Source organism: Streptomyces sp. NTD107 (genome assembly GCF_059510435.1).
This window is the reverse complement of sequence record NZ_JCAJZV010000017.1, coordinates 81,946-100,280: the sequence shown is the minus strand read 5'-3', so window position 1 is coordinate 100,280 and position 18,335 is coordinate 81,946. Positions and strand designations below refer to the sequence as shown.

Genomic DNA, 18,335 nt, shown 5'->3' with positions numbered 1-18,335 from the left:
TAACCGCCTCGCCCGCGCGCGACCGCTCCTCCTCCATCGCCACGACCGGCGCCGCGCGCGCGGCCGGGGTGGCTCCTCGGAGGCTCAGGCCAGCGGGCCGACGCCGCTGGTCACCGCTCGGGGGTCGTGGTGGCCCTCGGCCGTCCAGCAGGAGCCGCGGCGGGTCAGCAGGCGGCGCAGCCACAGTTCGGTGGCGACGAGTTCGGCCAGGCCGTCCAGCGGGAGCGGTTCGCCCTCGGTCGCCGCCCGCAGGGCCTTGCGGACCACCCGGGCCTCGATCAGCCCGGCGTCGGCGAGCAGCGGGGCGTCGAAGAGGTCGATGAGGTGGCCGATGTTGGCGCGCAGCCCGGTCCGTGCGGGGTCGGTGGGGGCGGGGTGGCTCGCGGCGCCCCAGCCGGGCGGCAGGTCGCGTACACCCGCGCCCTCCAGCACGGCGCGCAATACCTGGGCGCGCGCCCCCGGCTGGACGCGGAGACTCTCCGGCAGCGCCTGGCAGGCACGTACCACCTGATTGTCGTAGAAGGGCGCGTGGAGTCGCTGGTTGCGCACCTCGGTGGCCTGTTCGAAGACCCGGTGATCGGCGGCCTGCCGCGCGAGCGCCGCGCGCGCCCGGCGTACACCGGGGCGCCCGACGGCGGACCCCGAGGGCGGGCGGGCGGCGGCGGCCTCCAGCCGGATGGACACCTCCGCCAGCGACTCCCCGGTCAGCCAGCGCGCGGCCGGCCCCGGCCGGCTCCAGGCGAGCGCCGCCAGCGAGGCCCCGAGCGCCCCGCCGTCCTCCGGCGGCCGGCGCAGCTGGAGCGCGGCGCTGGTCAGACCCTCGGGGTACGGGGTGCGGGCCAGCCGCCGGGCGGCCCGGTAGATCGTGAAGGGCACCAGCAGCCCGCCCGCCGAGGATGCCTTGGCCAGTGCCGAGACGGGTCTGAGCAGATGCCGGCGGCGCCGGTCGAGCAGCAGGTCGGCCAGCCGCGCCGGGTGGGCGTCGAGGACCTGGCGGGCGCCGTTGCCGATGAGATGGTCGGCGCTGCCGGCGGCCAGCCGGTGCCGGTGCCGGGCGGCGCTGACCAGCGACGGGCCGGGTTCGTCGGTGAGCGGTCCGTTGTCGAGGTCGGAGTACGGGAGGGCGTGCTCGCCGCCGGTGACCACCACGTGGTGCAGCCGCGGGTTCTCGCCGATCGCCCGGGCGCGCTCCAGTTCGACGGGCGAACTGCCGCTGCCGGTGAGGTCGTTGAAGGTGACGGCGAGCAGCCGCTCGCCGGCCTGGGTGGCGCCGGTGCCGAAGACCGTGCCGGGCATGCCGGGCAGCCCGGCGGCCAGCAGGGTGAGCGTCGCCGAGGCGCTGCCGCCGGACAGGTCGGCGCCGACCCCCGGCGCCGTACCCCCGCCCTCGGTCACGGCGGCGTGGCGCGGGGCGGCGAGCCGGGTGCGTACCGCCTCGACCAGGGCGTCCCGTACCCCCGCGATGGCGTCCTCGCCGGCGATGGGCGGGGCGGCGACGACCAGCGGGGCGGTGGGCTCGTAGTCGACGGTGCCGCGGCTGCCACCCTCGCGCAGCTTGAGCGCGTGGCCGGGCGGCACCCGGCTGACCCCGACGTACGGGGTGCCGTCGCCGACCGCCTCGGGGGTGTCGGGGCAGGCCAGCACGGCCGCCAGATGCGGCACGTTCAGCTGCGCCTCGGTCAGGTCGGCGAGCGGGAGGGCCGCCGTGGCGTACGCCGTACCGCCCGCCCAGTCCGTGTGGAAGACCGGCCGGGTGCCGGCCAGGTCGGCGGGGATGACGGTGCGCCGACCGAAGCGGGCGACGGCCGTGTAGCTGCCGGACCAGAGCGTGAGCTGGCGCAGCGCGCCGGCGCGCGCGGCCACGAGCGAGCGCCGCAGTTGCTCATCGGTGGCGCCGCAGTAGCCGAAGACCGCGAGATGGGTGTCGCCGTCCGCGAAGACGAGGCGGATCTCGTCGGGACGCCAATCCCCCACCGCCCACAGCGGATCGGGGCCGTCCCACAGCAGATGTGCGCCCAGGGGCTGGATGTCGCGGGCAGCGCTGGCCGACGCGCCGCACCACCCGACCAACCACCGCATCGCCGCCTCCCCCACTGGACCTTAAGCCCCATGCTGCCATGGGAGCGAGGTGAACGGGACATACCCGGGGCGGTGTTCGGCAGGCATGCGAAACTCACCGGCGCTGGCACCCGCCCCAGAAAACCGGTGTCTTTCGGCCAAACTCTGGCTGGGTAAAGGCCGTTGGGAGGGCGCCCGACGGGCAGAAGATGTTGTGGTCCGGGAGACGCTGGTCGTCTCCCGGACCAGACCGCCGTCCGCGGGGAATGAGACGGCGGCTCCCCCGGCCCGCCGGAACCTTGAGGGCCAACGGGCCGACCCACGCGATATCCATCGAACCGCCGCCGTCGCCGACTGCCCAGAGCGCACACCCGGGCGCACGGCCACATGCCCGGAGCACAATCCAGAAGGGGGGAAGCGCTCGAATCTGTGTACGGACATGATTCCGCCATCCGGGAACAAACCCCTTAACGGTCAGCAGGCACCGAACTACGCTGGGTTGGCGGAAGGCGTCGGTGTGGGTCAGGGGTGCGCGGATGTCCAGGGAAGCACGCGGGCCGAACGAGAAGCTGGGGACGATCCTCGCCCTGGCCGGGATCAGCAACGCCGGTCTTGCACGCCGGGTGAACGATCTCGGCTCGCAGCGGGGATTGACTCTGAGATATGACAAAACCTCCGTCGCGCGATGGGTGACGAAGGGGATGGTGCCCCAGGGCTCCGCCCCCCATCTCATCGCGGCGGCGATCAGCAGCAAGCTCGGCAGACCCGTGCCGCTGCACGAGATCGGCCTCGCGGACACGGACCCGGCGCCGGAGGTCGGCCTGGCGTTCCCGCGCAAGGTCGCGCACGCCGTGGAGTCGGCCACCGAGCTCTACCGGCTGGACTCCTCACCGGGGAAGGGCATCTGGCAGTCGCTGGCCGGCTCCTTCGCGGTGAGCGCGTACGCCACCCCCGTATCGCGCTGGCTGATACGCCCGGCGGACGCCAGCGTCACCCGCGAGGCCGAACGGCCGCGGGAGGGCGGCTGGGGGCGGGTCGGGCACTCGGACGTCTCCAAACTCCAGGAGGCCGCCGAGGAGGCCCGCCGCTGGGACTCCAAGTACGGCGGCGGGGACTGGCGTTCCTCCATGGTCCCGGAGTGCCTGCGGACGGACGCCGCGCCGCTGCTGCTGGGCAGCTACAGCGACGAGGTGGGCCGCTCACTCTTCCGGGCCACCGCCGAACTCACGCGGCTGGCCGGCTGGATGGCCTTCGACACCGGGCAGCAGGAGGCGGCACAGCGGTACTACATCCAGGCGCTGCGGCTGGCGAAGGCGGCGGCCGACGTACCGCTGGGCGGCTACGTCCTGGCGTCCATGTCCCTCCAGGCGACCTACCGCGGCTTCGCGGAGGAGGGCGTCGACCTGGCCCAGGCGGCCCTGGAACGCAACCGCTCCCTCGCCACCGCCCGCACCATGAGCTTCTTCCACCTGGTGGAGGCCAGGGCGCTGGCCAAGGCCAACGACGCGGCCGGCTGCGGCTCGGCACTGTCGGCGGCGGAGGGCTGGCTGGAGCGCTCCCGCCCCGGGGACGGCGACCCGAGCTGGCTGTCCTTCTACGCGTACGACCGGCTCGCCGCCGACGCCGCCGAGTGCTACAGCGACCTCAAGCTGCCCGGCCAGGTACGCCGCTTCACGGAACGCGCCCTGCAAGAACCCACCGAGGAATTCGTCCGCTCACACGGGCTGCGGCTGGTGGTCGCGGCGGTGGCGGAGCTGGAATCGGGCAATCTGGACGCGGCGGTGGCGGTCGGCGCGCGGGCGGTGGAGGTGGCGGCGCGGATCTCCTCGGCGCGGACCACCGACTACGTACGCGACCTGCTGCACCGGCTGGCCCCGTACGGCAATGAACCGCTGGTCAAAGAACTCCAGGAGCAGGCCCGCCCGCTCCTGGCCGCTCCCGCGTGAGATCGCACATGACAGCGGCACTGGCCCCCGGCATGGCCGAGAACGGCCGGGGGAAGCAGTGACCCCCCTCACATATGCGCCAGAAGTACCATGACAGCACTGTGCTGAACGAACCAAACCCCTCGCCGTCCGACACCCCCCGGACCATGTTCGCACCGGGCACCGGCCCGGCCCCCGACCCGGCCGGCGACCGCCACGAACGCCGCATCCGCAGCTTCCAGCCCCGCCGCAGCCGGGTGACCACCGCCCAGCGGGAGGCGCTGCTGCGGCTGTGGCCCCAGTGGGGCCTGGAGGTGGACGGGGAGTCCGTCCTGGACCTCGGCGCCCTGTTCGCGGGCCGGCCCGTGGTGCTGGAGATCGGCTTCGGCATGGGCGAGGCCACGGCGCAGATGGCGGCGGCCGACCCGGACACCGGCATCCTGGCGGTGGACGTGCACACCCCCGGCCAGGGCAACCTGCTGCGCCTGGCGGAGGACCGCGGCCTGACCAACATCCGGGTGGCCAACGGCGACGCGATCATCCTGCTCCGCGAAATGCTCCCGCCGGCCTCCCTGGCCGGCCTGCGGGTCTACTTCCCCGACCCCTGGCCCAAGAAGCGCCACCACAAGCGCCGCATCATCCAGCGCGAGTTCATCGACCTGGCCCTCACCCGCCTGACCCCCGGCGCCGTGCTGCACTGCGCGACGGACTGGGAACCGTACGCGCAGGCCATGCTGGAAACCCTGACCGCGACCCCCACCCTGACCAACCTCTCCCCCACCGCGGACTTCACCCCCCGCCCACCCCACCGCCCCCAAACCCGCTTCGAATCCCAGGGCCTCCAAAAGGGCCACCAGGTCAAAGACCTCCTCTTCCGCCACGAGCCGTGAGCGCGGCGGAGGCGTCGCCCAATGCGGTCTCCATCAAGGAAGCAGCATCCGTCGGCAGGCCATGCCGGCGCAGCAGTTCCAGCGCGGTGGCCATGACATCCTCAGCCGGCCGCTCCCGCCCATAGATCCTGGAGAGCGTGTCGGCGAGCAGCGAGCCGTCCGCAGTGCCCTGTCTCCTGAAGTCAGCAATCGCAGCCGCACATTCGGGTGGCACAAGAGACCCCATGGCCCCCTGGAACAGCTCCAGAAGGACAGGGTGATTCCGCTGCTTCATCAGCGCGCCGGCGCGAGCAACCAGTCCAGCGGCAATAGCCTCTGCCGCCAGCTCGTCCCTCTGCTGAGACTGCCGGTCCCCGGCGGCGCTGGGGACCGGCAGCGATGTTGCAGGAGTGGATGCAACCTCGCCGGTTGCGGCGACGGCAGCGACTGGAATGACAGGTTTCGCGGAGTCGGCACTGGTCGCATCATTGCGGCGCTGCGCCTCCGTCGCCTCACGGAGGGCGTGGATTTCGGCCTTGAGCTGAAGGCATCGGCTGCACAGCGTGCGTTCGGCTGCCCCATGTGCCTGCCGTACTTCGGTCCAGCTGAAGGCGACATTGGCGACACCGGCACGCTCGACGGCGAAGGTGTACAGCACGCGCACAAAGTCCTCAGGCGGCACGGTCTTTCCGTTGAGATACCGAGAGATCTGACCGGGATCCTTCGCATATCCGCGGGAAGAGAAGCGTTCGCCCGCCTCTGCGAGTGTGGCAGCCGCCATCTGTCTGTACAGGATGCGCAGCACCTCGGCGAGCCGCTGACGCCCCGGGGGCACGTCATCGCCGCTGACCTTTGACCCCACATGACCAGCCCGCATCTGGGACTCCTTCTCTCAGCCGCCGTCGTCGCTCATCCGCAATGCTCATCTCATCCTGTCATCCTGCCATCAGCTGCTGCCAGCCACCATGCGTCATGGATTTTGATCAATCTGCTTGCAATATCCAACAGTTCTAGACTTACCTGGCCGAGTGTGCTCAGATGGCCAACCAACGTCAGCAGTGGGTGGCCTCAGATTCATGCCGCTACTGCTGCCGCACCCTTGCGCGAACATTTCCGTGCGCATTCACGATGCGAAACATGACAGTCACACGACGCTGAGATCGGGAGGCCGCTCATGACGCTGCCGTCATGGCAGGACAAGAAGCTCGGAGGCAAGTCTCGCGCCGGGCTCTGGTTGGTGGGCGTGGTAGGCGTGGGCAATATCTTCACAAAGGCGCAGTTGCGCCGAGATTTCCCCGAGTCCACTCAAATCGACCGCAGGGTGCGTGATCTGCGGGATTACGGCTGGCAGATTGATACCAACCGTCACGATCCGTCGCTCAGCCAGCAGGAGCAGCGGTTCGTGAAGCAGGGCGCCCCCGTCTGGGATCCCGGGCAGGCAAAGGGGCCGGAGCACAAGGGCAGCCTGTCCGCCGTGCAGCGTGCCAAGATCCATCAGGCTGATAGCTACCTGTGCCGCACCTGCGGCATCGGTGCTGGCGAGACCTATGACGATGGGATCGAGCAGGCCGTACTGAACATCGCCCGGCGCAAGATTCTGCTCGCCGATGGCACTTCCGCCACCCAGCCCGTCACCAGCTGCCGCCGATGCGCGTCGGGAACGACGGGACTGAAGGTGAATGTCGGCGAACTGCGCAAGAGGATCAGCGGTCTGGCTCCTCTGGAGCGTGCGGTGTTCGCCGGCTGGGTCGAGAAAGATCAACGGGAGCGGGGTCTTCTGGAGAGGCTGTGGGGCGAGTTCCGGACTCTTCCTGAAGAGTCGCGCCGATCCATCGCCCAAGCCATCACCAGTGAGTCCGAGTAAACACGAAACGGAAAGGTCAAGTGGCGCAAGTGGGAGGGGTAATGCAGACCATGTACCAGGAGTTTCCGCCGCCGCCCCGGGCCAGCGACTTCAGTGAGCTGATCCGGAAGAAGGTGGAAGAGGCTCGCGGTGCGGGCGGGACGCGCGAGACCACCTCCGTCGACCTGCACGGCCAGCGGCTGAATCTCGACGTCATCGATCTGCCGCTGGACGGGCTCTATTACAACCCCGGCACGCACCGGGTCCGCGCCCAGCGCAGCCACGACCCGGTTGCCGATGAGGCGCTGAGCAAAGAGCCGTACAGCGATCGGGCTCAGGACTACATGCGGGCGCTGCTCCAGGCCGATCCTGGGAATCCTGACCGGCAGGACCCGGCCTTTGAGACCTTGTTGAAAGATCTCGCGGAGTTCGGGCAGAACAATCCGGGGCTGGTGACACATCACGGTGTCATGGTTGATGGCAACACCCGGCTGGCGGCGCTGCGGAAACATGGTGTCCAGTCCATGCGACTGGCGGTGCTGCCCGAGTCCCTGACCTGGGCCGACATCAACTCCATCGAGCTGGCGCTGCAGCTCCGGGAAGAGCACAAGCGCGACTACTCCTACATCAACCGGCTGCTGGCCATGGAGGAACAGGCTGCGCTGGGACGTACTCCCGAGGCCATCGCCAAGGAGTTCCGTACTCTGAAGGCCACTTACCACCAGGATCGGTGGATTCTCAGCGTCATCCGGGAGTTTATTGAGCGCAGCAGGGCGAAGGCGGCCGGTACGGCTCTGCGTCTGGTGGACTTCGAAAACCACCAGGAGAGTCTCAAGGAGATGCAGCGGGCCTACGCCAAACTGGAAGGCCCGGACCGGGACAGGGCAGAGATCCTGAAAGAGAACCGGATCACCGCGATCCTGCTCGGGTTCTCCAAAACCGATGTCCGGCACATCGACGAACACTTTCTTGATCAGCAGTATCTCGACGATGTACTGCCCGTTGATCTGAAGTCCACTGCGGAATCTGGGCCGGACGCCAGTGATTCCGGTGAGGTCATGCTGGTCCCTGGACTTGACATGCCGCTGCCCGCCGCGGCTAGCACCGTGGCAGCTGCCCAGACTCTCAGCAACCGGGTGCTGCAGGCGAAGGCCACTGCGGTAAACGTGGACGGCGGGCTGGCCAGTGCTGCTCAGGAAAACGCTCAGCAGGTAGTGGACAGTGCCAAGGAAGCCTTCGACGCCGCCATCGAGCGGGCGGGAAGGGACGCTCGGGTCCGGAAGCGGAAGCAGCAGGCGCCGGCCAGGATCGCTGAAGCCTGCGCCGCCATCGACCACTGCGTGGCTGATCTCGTCCAGGCCAGGACTTCCCGGACCCTGGACGAGGAGGCCTTTGACGACGCCATCAAGAAGCTCCAGGTCAGCCTGCACAAACTCGCTCGGCAGGCGGCCCGCGGACTGCCGACACCCGGGGACGGGGTCGCCTGGCTGATCGCTGCCGCCTCTGCGGACGGTTCCCAGTGACCGAGACTGCCGTCAGCCCTTCCTTGCAATTGGGTTTTGACACGACGCGCACCAAGGTGCTCCTCCAGGCCACCGGAGCACACCAGAGTGATCTGCTGCAGCTGACCGCCCGTTTCCGTACGGGCGGCCAGCTCGGCCAGCTCTCCGCTTCCGTCGAACTCTCTGATTTCCTAGGCGGCCTGCACTTTCTGGGCAGCTGGCCGGCTCCGGCCAGCGTCGAATGGGCAGCTGACCTCCGGGAACTCGTCACCGGGGTACTCCAGGACGCCCATGCCGTCAAGCAGCGTCTGGAGAACCCGCCCGGCGCGGCGGAATCCGAGGGCGCCCCCGGGGAAGTGCAGGCACAGCTGGGGCAGGACTGGACTGCCGACCTGAGCGGCTTCCAGCTCCGGGATATCGCCAAGCTGCTCTCGCTTCAGCACGGCGCCAACTTCAGCGTGCCCGGCGCCGGCAAGACCCGGGTCGCGCTGGCAGTTTATGCGGCCCAGAAAACACAGGGGAAGGTCAGCCGGCTCCTGGTGGTCTGCCCCAAATCCGCTTACGAGTCCTGGCAGTACGAGACCGGCGCCTGTTTCAGCTCACCCCTCCGTTCTCATGTGCTGGAGCGCTCGCTCGACCAGTGGGCTGAGGTGCTGATTGTCAACTACGAGAGGCTGGAGCGTTCCCTGGCTACGCTCTCCGGATGGCTGAAGGCCGCCCCTTCCATGATCATCCTGGATGAGGCGCACCGGATGAAGCTCGGTGTACGTGGCACATACGGGTCGGCCTGTATGGCGCTGGGCCCGCTGGCCCGGCGGCGGCTGATCCTCACCGGGACCCCGGCGCCCAACGGCTCAAAGGATCTGGAGAATCTGCTTGGCTTTGTCTGGCCGGGCCACGGTCAGCGGACTGTTTCCCAGGCGGTGGCCGGCGGCGATCTGGCCCATGCGAGCCAGGTACTGCGGCCTCTGTTCACCCGGACCACCAAGCAGGAGCTGGGTCTTCCGCCGATGGAACTGCGGATGCGCTACGTCAGCATGCCTCCCCTGCACGGGCAGATCTACGAGTCTCTGGTCGGTGGGATCGGCATCGGTGACGCGCGCGGCGATCTCAGTTCACTCGGCAGGACGGCACTCCGCCTGCTGATGGCCGCGACGAGCCCGCCCCTGCTTCTGGAAGGGGACAAGAAGCATGAGCCGCTCATCTACCAGCTCCCACCGCTGGAGGCGCCGGCAGGCGATTCGCTGCTGGCCCTGCTGCGGGACCTCCCGGACTACGAGCTGTCGCCGAAGTACCAGGAGGCAGCGGGCATTGTGGCCGCCAACGCGGAGCAGGGGCGGAAGACTCTGGTCTGGACCACCTTCGTGCGCAGCTTGACGACGCTGGAGAAGCTGCTGGCAAAGTTCGGGCCGGCCATGGTGCACGGCGGCACCCCCGACCGGGACGAAGAAATCCGGCGGTTCCGGGAAGATCCCGGCTGCATGGTGCTGCTGGCGAACCCGGCAACTCTCGGCGAGGGCATCAGCCTCCACCGGGACTGCCACGACGCCGTCTTTGTAGACCGCGATTTCATGGCAGGAAGGTTCCTTCAGAGCCTGGACCGTATCCACCGGCTTGGACTGCATCCGGACACCGAGACCAGAGTGACAGTGCTCGCGGTGCGTGACACCATCGACGAGGTCGTCCAGGTCAGGCTTGAGAAGAAGCTTGAGTTCATGGGGCGTGTCCTCGATGACCCGGCCGTGCAGCAGCTGGCCGACCTCCAGGAAGAACCGTCCGTGGCGGCTGGCCTGGCTCCCAGCGATGTTGAGACTCTGCTTCAGCACCTCAGGAGGCCAGGTATCTGAACATCAGCCTCCCGCTGGCCAGCCCCGCTGCGCCAGCGGGAGAGCGGACTGCGAAACTCCTGGGTGATGAGACAACAACCCAGTGCCGCCTCTGCGACACTTGGGCATCTGTTTTTGCACCGCACGCAGGAGGACCACGCCGATGGGCGACAGCGATGAGGGTCAGCAGCCCCACGATCGGCCGACCGCGATCGAAATCTGCGCTGGCGCGGGGGGCCAGGCACTGGGGCTGCATCGCGCCGGGTTCGATCATCTCGCTTTGGTCGAACTCGATCCCCATGCGGTGGAAACGCTCAGACTGAATGTTCAGGCACACCGCTGGCACGGCTGGGAGACAGCTGAAAAAACCGGCCAGATCCAGCCGACCGACGTCAAAGGGTTTGATAAGTCAGAACTCCTGAATGGCCTTGGCCTGTCGGAAGGCGAACTCGACCTCCTGGCCGGCGGCGTCCCTTGCCCGCCTTTCTCCTTGGCTGGCAAACAGCTCGGCGGCGATGATGAACGTGACCTCTTCCCAGATATGCTCGATATCGTCAACCGTCTGCGCCCCAAAGCGGTGATGATTGAGAATGTTCGCGGAATCCTGGAACCACCGGAAGTCTTCATCGACTACCGAATCGGCGTCATCGAAAAGCTTCGGGAGTACGGGTATGCCGTCCCTGAGATTCCGCAGCTTGCATCCGCAGACGAGCAGGATGCCCTCATGAGGAGATCCTGGCGGCGCCTGGATGCTCGCGATTTCGGCGTTCCCCAGCTCCGCCCAAGAGCCATTCTTGTGGCCATCCGCAGCGACCAGGCCGAGGATCGCACTTTCAGGTGGCCGCTTCGGAAAGCTGGCCCCGCGCCATCTGTTCTGGAAACTCTCACTGAAAGCATGGAATCCCGCTGTCGGCCCTTCTGGGACAAGGACGAATACGGGAAGACCGTCTCGGAGGCCAGGAAAGCCAAGGGTGTCCGCACCGGAGAAATTATCTTTCGCGACTGGTCTGACCGCGCGGCAAAAGCCATGGCCAGCACCACCGAAGGCATCGCACCCACCCTGGTTGGCGGCTCGAAAAAGCATGGGGGCCCTGACCTGGGACCAACCCGTGCCAAGCGAGCCTGGGAAGCGCTCGGAGTCGATGCTTCTGGCGTGGCCAATGACCCTGAAGAGTGCAATCTCAAGCGGGATCTGTTCCGCGACTCCGGTCCCATGCTGACCGTGGAGCAGGCGGCCTTGATCCAGGGCTTCCCAGCCGAATGGAGATTCCGGGGTGGAAAGACAGCCCGATATCGCCAGGTAGGAAACGCCTTTCCGCCGCCCGTCGCGGAGGCCATCGGCCGGGCCGTCCTGGCTGTCCTCCGGCCGGACACTGCTCCCTCCTTCGCTGAGAAGTACGTCCTGGAATGCAAAGAGGGCTCAGAACTGCCGCAGCAGCGGAATGAGCCGCTTCCCTTTCCCTCAGAGCCCCGGGTGCAGCGCCGCCCGGCGGGCGATCACCGTGGCAGCGACCTTGTCAGCGCAGACTGCTGAGTCTTCGTGCTCCCAGAACCGGAGCACCAGCCAGCCTGCTTCGGTGAGACGCTTGTCGGTGTCCCGGTCCCGGGCGATGTTGCCAGCTACTTTCCCTGACCAGTAGCCGGGGTTGGTCTTCGGGGACACATAGTGCTCCGGGCAGCCGTGCCAGTAACAGCCGTCGATAAAGACGGCGATCTTCGCCGGGCGGAAGACAATGTCAGCCGTCCGGCGGAGATCGGTCAGCGGACGGGCAGCGACCCGGTATCTGAGGCCCCGGGCATGCAGGAGCTGGCGGATCAGACGTTCTGGCTTGGTATCCCTGGCCTTGATCGCCTGCATATTCCGGCGCCGGGCCGCGCTGGACGCCCATGAGCCGGGTGGTGGCTCCCACTGCTCCCCTTCAGACATGGGACAAGTTTCCCAGCTGTCAGGCCGAGGCGTTTGTCAGGGTGGTGAGGTCCTCGTCCGTCAGGGGCAGGGTGGTGGACTTCAGGAGTGGGGGGAGCTGGTCGGGGGTGCGGGCGCTGGCGATGGGGGAGGTGATCGTCGGTTGGGCGGCCAGCCAGGCGAGGGCGATCGTGGAGAGTTCGGTGTTGTGGGTGGTCGCCACCTCGTCCAGGGCGGCGAGGACCGCTTGGCCGCGCGGGGTGTCCAGGTGTTGGGCGGCCGAGGTGGAGCGGGCGCTCTTGACGTGGGCGCCGGGGCGGTATTTGCCGGTCAGGAAGCCGCTGGCGAGGGCCGAGTAAGGCAGGACCGCCAGGTGGTGGCGGGCGGCCAGGTCGGCGAGGGGGCCTTCGTAGCTGTCCCGGGACAGCAGGTTGTAGCGCGGCTGGAGGGCCGTGTAGCGGGCCTTGTTCTCCTGGGCGGAGAAGGCCAGCGAGGCTTCCAGGCGGGCCGGGGAGATGTTGGAGGCGCCGATCTCGCGGACCTTGCCGGCGCGTACCAGGTCGTCCAGTGCGGTGATGATCTCCGCTACTTCCACCGACTCGTCGTCGAAGTGGGTGTAGTAGAGGTCGATGTGGTCCACGCCCAGGCGGCGCAGCGAGGCGTCGGCCGCCGTTTTGATGGTGTCGGCGGACAGGCCGCGCAGCTCGGGGTGCGCGCCCACCTTGGTGGCCACCACGATGTCGTCGCGCCGGCCGCGGCGGGCCAGCCAGCGGCCGATCACCGTTTCCGACTCGCCGCCCTTGTTGCCGTCCACCCAGGCGGAGTAGGCGTCGGCGGTGTCGATGAAGTTCTCGCCGGCCGCCGTGTAGGCGTCGAGTACCGCGAAGGACTCCGCCTCGTCCGCCGTCCAGCCGAAGACATTGCCGCCCAGGCAGAGCCCGGACACCTGAAGATCGCCGATCGTGTTCATGCGGGCCAGGGTATGCCGACGGCCCTGGCGTCGGGGGGAGTCACCAGGGCCGTCGGCGGTGTGGGGGGATGGTCGGGGTGGTCAGACCGCCTGGCCCTTGCCGCGCAGCCAGGTCAGCGGGTCGATGGGGTCACCGCCGCCGGGGCGGACCTCCAGGTGCAGGTGCGGCCCGGAGGAGTTTCCGGTGGAGCCGACCCGGCCGATGGTGTCGCCGGTGTCGACCGACTGGCCGGCGGTGACGTTCATCGAGGAGAGGTGGCAGTACCACAGCTCGGTGCCGTCCTCCTGCTCGATGATGATGCGGTAGCCGTACGAGCCGGCCCAGGCCGCTTCCTTCACCGTGCCGGTGTGCACGTTCTTCACCGGGGTGCCGGTGGGGGCGGCGAAGTCGGTGCCGGTGTGGGTGGAGGACCACATGGAGCCGCTGGCGCCGAAGCCGGAGGACAGGGTGTAGCTGGTCAGCGGGAGGGTGTAGCTAGCGCGCAGTTCGGCCAGCCGGCGCTCCTCGGCCAGGCGCTGCCGCTCGGCTTCCTCGGCGCGCTGCCGCTCCTCCTCGGCGAGGCGTTCCGTCTCGGCCAGTTCGGCGGCGACGGCGACCGCGTCGCTCTGTGCCGCGTCCAGGGCCTGGGCTCGTGCGGCGGCCTGGGCGGTGGCTTCCTGTTCCTCGGCCTGCTGGAGAATCCGGGCGCGCAGCGCCTCGCCGGCGTCCTGGGCCTCGGTGAACGGGGTCGCCGTCACCGTCTCCTCGGCGCCGGGCTCCTCCTGCGCATCCGAGGCGGAGGAGGAGATGAAGTTGTTGACGACGGGGATGTGGTCGGGGATGGAGCGCACCGAGTCGAGGCCGGGTACGGAGCCGGCGCCGCCCTCCTGGGCCGTGGCCATGCCGCCCGCGCCGACCGCGGCGATCACGCCGACGCCGAGCACCGCCCGGCTGCGAGCCATGGTGCCGCCGCGCTGCCTGGCGACCCGGTGCCGGCCGCGTACGGGGCGCAGCGTCTCGGCGCTGGGGTTCCACTCGGTACGGGGCTCGTCGTCAGTGGTCTGCGGCCCGTAGTAGACGGGGTGGGACCCATACCGGTTCGACGCCACGGAGGCGCACTCCTTTCCTTCCCTCTCGCCGACCGGGTTAGCTGACGGGTTCGGAGCAGGAAGGTCTCCTACGGGCGGCGGTGGGCCGTCCGATGCACCCCAAGTGGTGGTTCCCCGGTTCCCCGGCGCGCTGTTGGCGTGCCGTGGATTAGGCGGTGCAGCACGACCGCTGTCGTGGCGACGGCGGAGACGACCGCGCTGCGTTATCGAACGTTAATAGACGGGCCGCCGTAATTCCAAGTGGATCCGGGAAATAGGTCTCGTTCTTCTGGGCGGTAAATCGTGTCAGACGCGATCCAATTGGGGCATACGTTCTTGGCGGGAGCATGGCAGAGAATTCTGACGGTGTGTCAGTTGTTATCCAGCGCCGCCCCCCGATCACTCACGGTGATCCGGCCCTCCAGTGCGAGTGCCAGCGTCTGATGCAGCGCTTCCGCCGCCGCCTCCAACGAGGCGTTCCCCGCCAGCAGCCGCCCCGTCTCCAGCCGCAACTCCCGTGAGAACGCCGGATAGTACGGACTCGCCGGCCGCGCCCGCGCCGCTTCGAGCGCGCACCACAGCAGCTCCGGATACCCCGCCGGCACCCCGCGCGCCGCGCCCTCCGCCGGGTTGCCCTCCGGCCGCCGCACCGCCGTCCCCGCCACCGCCGCGCAGTCGAGATCGGCCGGCTCCCCGATCCCGTACGCGTCACGCAGCGCCGGCGCGAACCCCGCCTCCAGCAGCTTGCGCTGGCTGTCCGGCTCCGCCGTCAGAAACCGGATCAGCCGCTCGGCGTCCGCCGCCCGCACACTGTCGGCCGACACGGCGAGGGACTGCCCGCCCAGCGCCGCCGCCCCCGGCAGCGGGATCACCCCGAACCCCGCGCCGGCCGGCAGCGTGGCGTCCACGTGCTGGTACGCGTACGGCCAGTTCCGCATCAGCACCACCCCCGACAGATCGCCGCCGTCCGCCCCGTCCGCCCCGGTGAACTCCCGCAGCGCGACGGTCTCGTCCGCCTCCCGGGCCCGCTCGCTCAGCTTCCCGCTGTCCGTGATCCGCAGCAGCTCCGCCAGCCCGCGCCGCAACTCCGCCTCGCTGCCCCGGTACCGGCCCCGCTCGTCCACCAACTCCACGCCCACGCTCCAGAACGCCTCCAGCGCGTTGACCGTCAGCCCCTCGTACGGGCGCAGTTGCGTGACATACAGCGGGTACTCCTGCCCGCCCCGCCAGCCGGCGATCAGCTCGCCGAGCGTCTCCTCGCCCAGCAGCCCGCCCACCTCCTGGCCGAGCTCCGCCAGCAGATCCTCGCGGTAGTACAGCAGCCCGACATCGGTGTTGAACGGTACGGCGTACGTCCGCCCCTCCCAGCGGCCCGCCCGCGCCGCCTGGGCCAGGAAGTCGGCCTCCAGCAGCGCGTCGTCCAGCGGCCTGATCAGACCGGCCGCCGCGAACTCCGGCACCCAGGTGGTGTCCAGGTTCACCACGTCGAAGTCGGCGCTGCCCGACTGGAGCGCCGCGATCAGCTCACTGTGCTGACCGTCATCGGTCCGGGGCAGCTCCACCAGCCGGGCCTGCCGGTTGTTCCCGTCCGCGTTCCACGCGTCGATCAGGGCCTGCCGTACCCCCTCGCCCTCCCTGCTGGTCAGATCCGCGCCGCTGACCACCACCAGCGGCCGGCCGTCGTCCGGCCGCCCACCGGGCGGCCCCGCACCGGACGGCCCGCCGGTGCAGCCGGCCACCACCGCCAGCACCAGCGTGAGCACCGCGCACCGCCCGGCCCGATCTGCCCGCCGCCGCCCCATCACCGCTCCCGGAGCGCGGTCAGCCCGCGCAGCGCGGCGGCCAGCGCGGCCCCCTGCGGCGGGGAACCGTCGAAGCACAGGGCACCCTCGGCGACCAGCATCTCGTTGTAGAGGTGGGCGCAGCCCAGCGAGCCGTACGACACCACCGCGACCGGCGCCGCGGTGCCGGCCGGCAGCCCGGGCCGGCCGGAGCTGTCCTCGTCATCGGTGATCAGCACCAGCAGCCGCCCCCGGTCCCCGGCGTCCGCCAGCAGCGCCAGGCCCGCCTCCACCGCCGGGGTGATCGCGGCATGCCGCTCCACCGGGGCCAGCCCGTCGATCGCCGCCCCGGTCACGCCCGCGCCGTGCCACTCCAGGTCCAGCACGGTACGCGCCGGCCCGCCGTCGCCTGGGGTGGCCAGCAGCGCGAACCGGTCCTCCGGCCCCAGCTCATCGATCGCCGTCCGCAACAGCGCCGTGTACTGCGCCGCCCGGGTGTACGAGCCGGAGGACACATCCACCACGAACACCACATCGCGCGGCCCCCGCTCCCGCTCCTCCTCGCGCAGATACTCCGCCACCGCCGCCGCGTCCGGCGCCGGGGGAGACGACAGCCCCGACCCGGGCTCGGCCACGAACGCCTCGTGGTTCAGCGGCGACGCCTCGATCAGCGCCCGCCGCTCGTCGTCGGGGTCACGGAATCCCTGTTCGCCCAGCGCCCGCCGCCCCTCCGCCGAGCCGAGCCACTCGCCCAGCCGGGCGATCGCCGTACGCCGCCCCGCGTCGTCGGCGCCGGCGTGCTCCCAGTGCACCGGGACGAAGGTCAGATCGAGCTGCGGTACGTCGGCGGGGTAGTACGCGCGGTACTGCCGGTCCCACGTCAGCTGATCCAGCCGGCCGGCCGGCACCGCCCCGCTCAGACAGGCCGGCCGCCGCCGCTCGTGGACCAGGTCCACCGCCGTACGCTCCGCCACCAGCAGCACCGGCGCGGCACCCGCCGGGCGGCCCAGCGAACACAGCAGCGCCGCGTCGTCGGGCGGCGGCAGCGGCTGGGCCGGTATCCGGCCGGGGCCCGCCGCCATCCCGTGCAGCACGGAAGCCGCCGAGGTGGCCGGGCCGGCCCGCAGCACCGGCCACTCCAGCGCCGTCGCAGCCGCCAGCAGCCGCTCCAGTGGCTCCCCCGTCCGCGCCACCCCCGCGTCCCCCGGCATCAGGACGACGGCGGGCGAGGTGGCCACCGTGACCGGTTCCCCCAGGTACGCGGCGCTCTCCGCCGCATCGACATCGTCCGCGACCTGCCGTACGGCGATCGAGGCGGACGGCAGCCACACATCGGGGCGCGGCCCGATGTCGCGCAGCGGCGCCGGGCACTCCTCGCCCGACTCCTCCGCCACCGCCGGCAGCCCGGCGCAGGTACGCTCCGGCTCCGCCCAGGCCGCCGAACGACGTAACGCCGCGACCGTGTCCCCGTCGGCGGCCGAGTAGACGAAGGCGTTCAGCTGGCGGCAGCCCTGCGGCCGGCCGCCGATCGGCGCCCTGGCCGGCGCCGAGCCCTCGAAAACCTCCAGCGCCCGGGCGAGGGGCTGCTCGTACTCGGGACTGGTCAGCACCCGCAGTTCCAGCGGGACCGGGCAGTCGGCGGGTGACGGGTTCAGCACCCGGTCCAGCCACGCGACGCCGGTCAGCACCAGCAGGCCGGCGACCGCCACCGCCGCCGCCCGCACCGGCCGGTCCCTGATCCGGCGCGCCGCCAGCGCCGCCCGGGCCGACACCGCCCGGACCGCGCGGGCCGCCCGGCGGGCGCGGTCCCCGCCGGGGTCGGAGATCGCCTGCGACAGCACCGTGTCCCCGGAGACGTTCTGCGAGACGACGGTCGGGTGCCAGTCGTCGGGATCGCCGTTCTCGTCCGCCCGCTCCGCGTCCCGTTTCGCCCGGGCCAGCATCGGCTCGTGCAGCCCGGCGATCGTCACCGGGCCGCCGTCCCGCCCGCCGGTGCCCTCCCGCAGCACCTCGATCAGCGCGGCCGTGAACGGCGTCGGGCCCTCGCCGTTCCCGGCGTCCTGCCCCCGCAGCGGCCGGGAGGAGGTGATCAGCGCGAACGGCACCTCCTCCGTAGGGGGCGGCTCCAGGCGCGCGTTGCCCGAGAAGCAGCAGTCGAGGATCAGCACCACCCGCTCGGCCCGGGTGCCGCACAGCACATCCCGCAGCTCCGCGTACCGGATGCCGTGCAGCCCGGTCTCCCGGGCACTCGCCTCCCGGGGCAGCAGCAGCAGCCGGTCCGGCCTGCCGTCCTCCTCCAGCAGCTTGCCGTGCCCGCTGAAGTAGCACAGCAGCAGACTCTGCGCCTCCGCCGCAGCCCGCTCGACGGTCCTGATGATCTCTTCGCGGCTCGGTGAGTGCAGCGGCGGAAGCAGCGCCGGCCCCAGCCGGCCGAGCGCGTCGTCGCCCAGCACCTCGTACAACTGCTCGATGTTCGCCCGCACCGATGGCAACGGCTGATGCTCGGCCTCGGCCTCGTACTCGGCCACCCCGATCAGCACCACTCGGGACCGGCCGGCCTCCGGCTGGTAGCTCACCCCGGTGTCAC

The 18,335-nt window shown here is 70.2% G+C and carries 13 protein-coding genes and 1 riboswitch; of the genes, 6 read left to right on the top strand and 7 right to left on the bottom strand.

Going from position 1 to position 18,335, the window contains the following annotated elements; all coding sequences use genetic code 11:
* Positions 1 to 84: 84 nt before the first annotated feature.
* Complete coding sequence (locus AC5WRL_RS25685) at positions 85 to 2,079, bottom strand: asparagine synthase-related protein (protein ID WP_496091034.1); 1,995 nt, start codon at positions 2,077 to 2,079, stop codon at positions 85 to 87.
* Between the two features lie 515 nt (positions 2,080 to 2,594).
* On the opposite strand from AC5WRL_RS25685, the gene AC5WRL_RS25680 reads away from it, so the two are divergent.
* Positions 2,595 to 4,004, top strand: coding sequence for an NsdA family TPR-like regulatory protein (locus tag AC5WRL_RS25680; protein ID WP_496091033.1), 1,410 nt, complete (start codon positions 2,595 to 2,597; stop codon positions 4,002 to 4,004).
* A gap of 146 nt (positions 4,005 to 4,150) precedes the next feature.
* Positions 4,151 to 4,873, top strand: a complete 723-nt coding sequence (gene trmB / locus AC5WRL_RS25675; protein WP_496091044.1) for a tRNA (guanosine(46)-N7)-methyltransferase TrmB — start codon at positions 4,151 to 4,153, stop codon at positions 4,871 to 4,873.
* Here the strand turns inward: trmB and AC5WRL_RS25670 are convergent.
* The gene (locus AC5WRL_RS25670; protein WP_496091032.1) at positions 4,842 to 5,729 is read right to left on the bottom strand and encodes a hypothetical protein; all 888 of its coding nucleotides are present in this window, start codon (positions 5,727 to 5,729) and stop codon (positions 4,842 to 4,844) included. The genes trmB and AC5WRL_RS25670 overlap by 32 nt on opposite strands.
* Positions 5,730 to 6,026: 297 nt before the next feature.
* Here AC5WRL_RS25670 and AC5WRL_RS25665 point away from each other — a divergent pair, with 297 nt between their 5' ends.
* The 4 genes from AC5WRL_RS25665 to AC5WRL_RS25650 all read left to right on the top strand — a co-directional run bounded on the left by AC5WRL_RS25665 (position 6,027) and on the right by AC5WRL_RS25650 (position 11,557).
* Positions 6,027 to 6,716: a KpnI family restriction enzyme N-terminal domain-containing protein gene (locus AC5WRL_RS25665; protein ID WP_496091031.1), complete on the top strand. Its 690-nt coding sequence runs from the start codon at positions 6,027 to 6,029 to the stop codon at positions 6,714 to 6,716.
* 41 nt (positions 6,717 to 6,757) lie between these two features.
* Positions 6,758 to 8,218, top strand: coding sequence for a ParB N-terminal domain-containing protein (locus AC5WRL_RS25660; protein WP_496091030.1), 1,461 nt, complete (start codon positions 6,758 to 6,760; stop codon positions 8,216 to 8,218).
* Positions 8,215 to 10,044 carry a DEAD/DEAH box helicase gene (locus AC5WRL_RS25655; RefSeq protein WP_496091029.1) on the top strand — a complete coding sequence of 610 codons (1,830 nt, stop codon included), beginning with the start codon at positions 8,215 to 8,217 and terminating at the stop codon, positions 10,042 to 10,044. The genes AC5WRL_RS25660 and AC5WRL_RS25655 overlap by 4 nt, the downstream gene beginning before the upstream one ends.
* A 142-nt stretch (positions 10,045 to 10,186) precedes the next feature.
* Positions 10,187 to 11,557 (top strand): DNA cytosine methyltransferase, encoded by a 1,371-nt coding sequence (locus tag AC5WRL_RS25650; protein ID WP_496091028.1) that lies wholly within the window; start codon positions 10,187 to 10,189, stop codon positions 11,555 to 11,557.
* Here the strand turns inward: AC5WRL_RS25650 and AC5WRL_RS25645 are convergent.
* The 5 genes from AC5WRL_RS25645 to AC5WRL_RS25625 form a co-directional block, all read right to left on the bottom strand.
* Positions 11,486 to 11,950: a very short patch repair endonuclease gene (locus tag AC5WRL_RS25645; RefSeq protein WP_496091027.1), complete on the bottom strand. Its 465-nt coding sequence runs from the start codon at positions 11,948 to 11,950 to the stop codon at positions 11,486 to 11,488. The genes AC5WRL_RS25650 and AC5WRL_RS25645 overlap by 72 nt on opposite strands.
* A 19-nt stretch (positions 11,951 to 11,969) precedes the next feature.
* On the bottom strand, positions 11,970 to 12,899 hold the full coding sequence (locus AC5WRL_RS25640; protein WP_496091026.1) for an aldo/keto reductase: 930 nt from the start codon (positions 12,897 to 12,899) through the stop codon (positions 11,970 to 11,972).
* 81 nt (positions 12,900 to 12,980) lie between these two features.
* Complete coding sequence (locus AC5WRL_RS25635) at positions 12,981 to 13,988, bottom strand: M23 family metallopeptidase (RefSeq protein ID WP_496091025.1); 1,008 nt, start codon at positions 13,986 to 13,988, stop codon at positions 12,981 to 12,983.
* An 11-nt stretch (positions 13,989 to 13,999) separates the two neighbouring features.
* Positions 14,000 to 14,153, bottom strand: a riboswitch (cyclic di-AMP (ydaO/yuaA leader).
* A gap of 185 nt (positions 14,154 to 14,338) precedes the next feature.
* A complete protein-coding gene (locus tag AC5WRL_RS25630; RefSeq protein WP_496091024.1) occupies positions 14,339 to 15,730 on the bottom strand; it encodes an extracellular solute-binding protein in 1,392 nt (463 codons plus the stop codon).
* 38 nt (positions 15,731 to 15,768) lie between these two features.
* Positions 15,769 to 18,324, bottom strand: coding sequence for a caspase family protein (locus AC5WRL_RS25625; protein WP_496091023.1), 2,556 nt, complete (start codon positions 18,322 to 18,324; stop codon positions 15,769 to 15,771).
* Positions 18,325 to 18,335 lie beyond the last annotated feature (11 nt).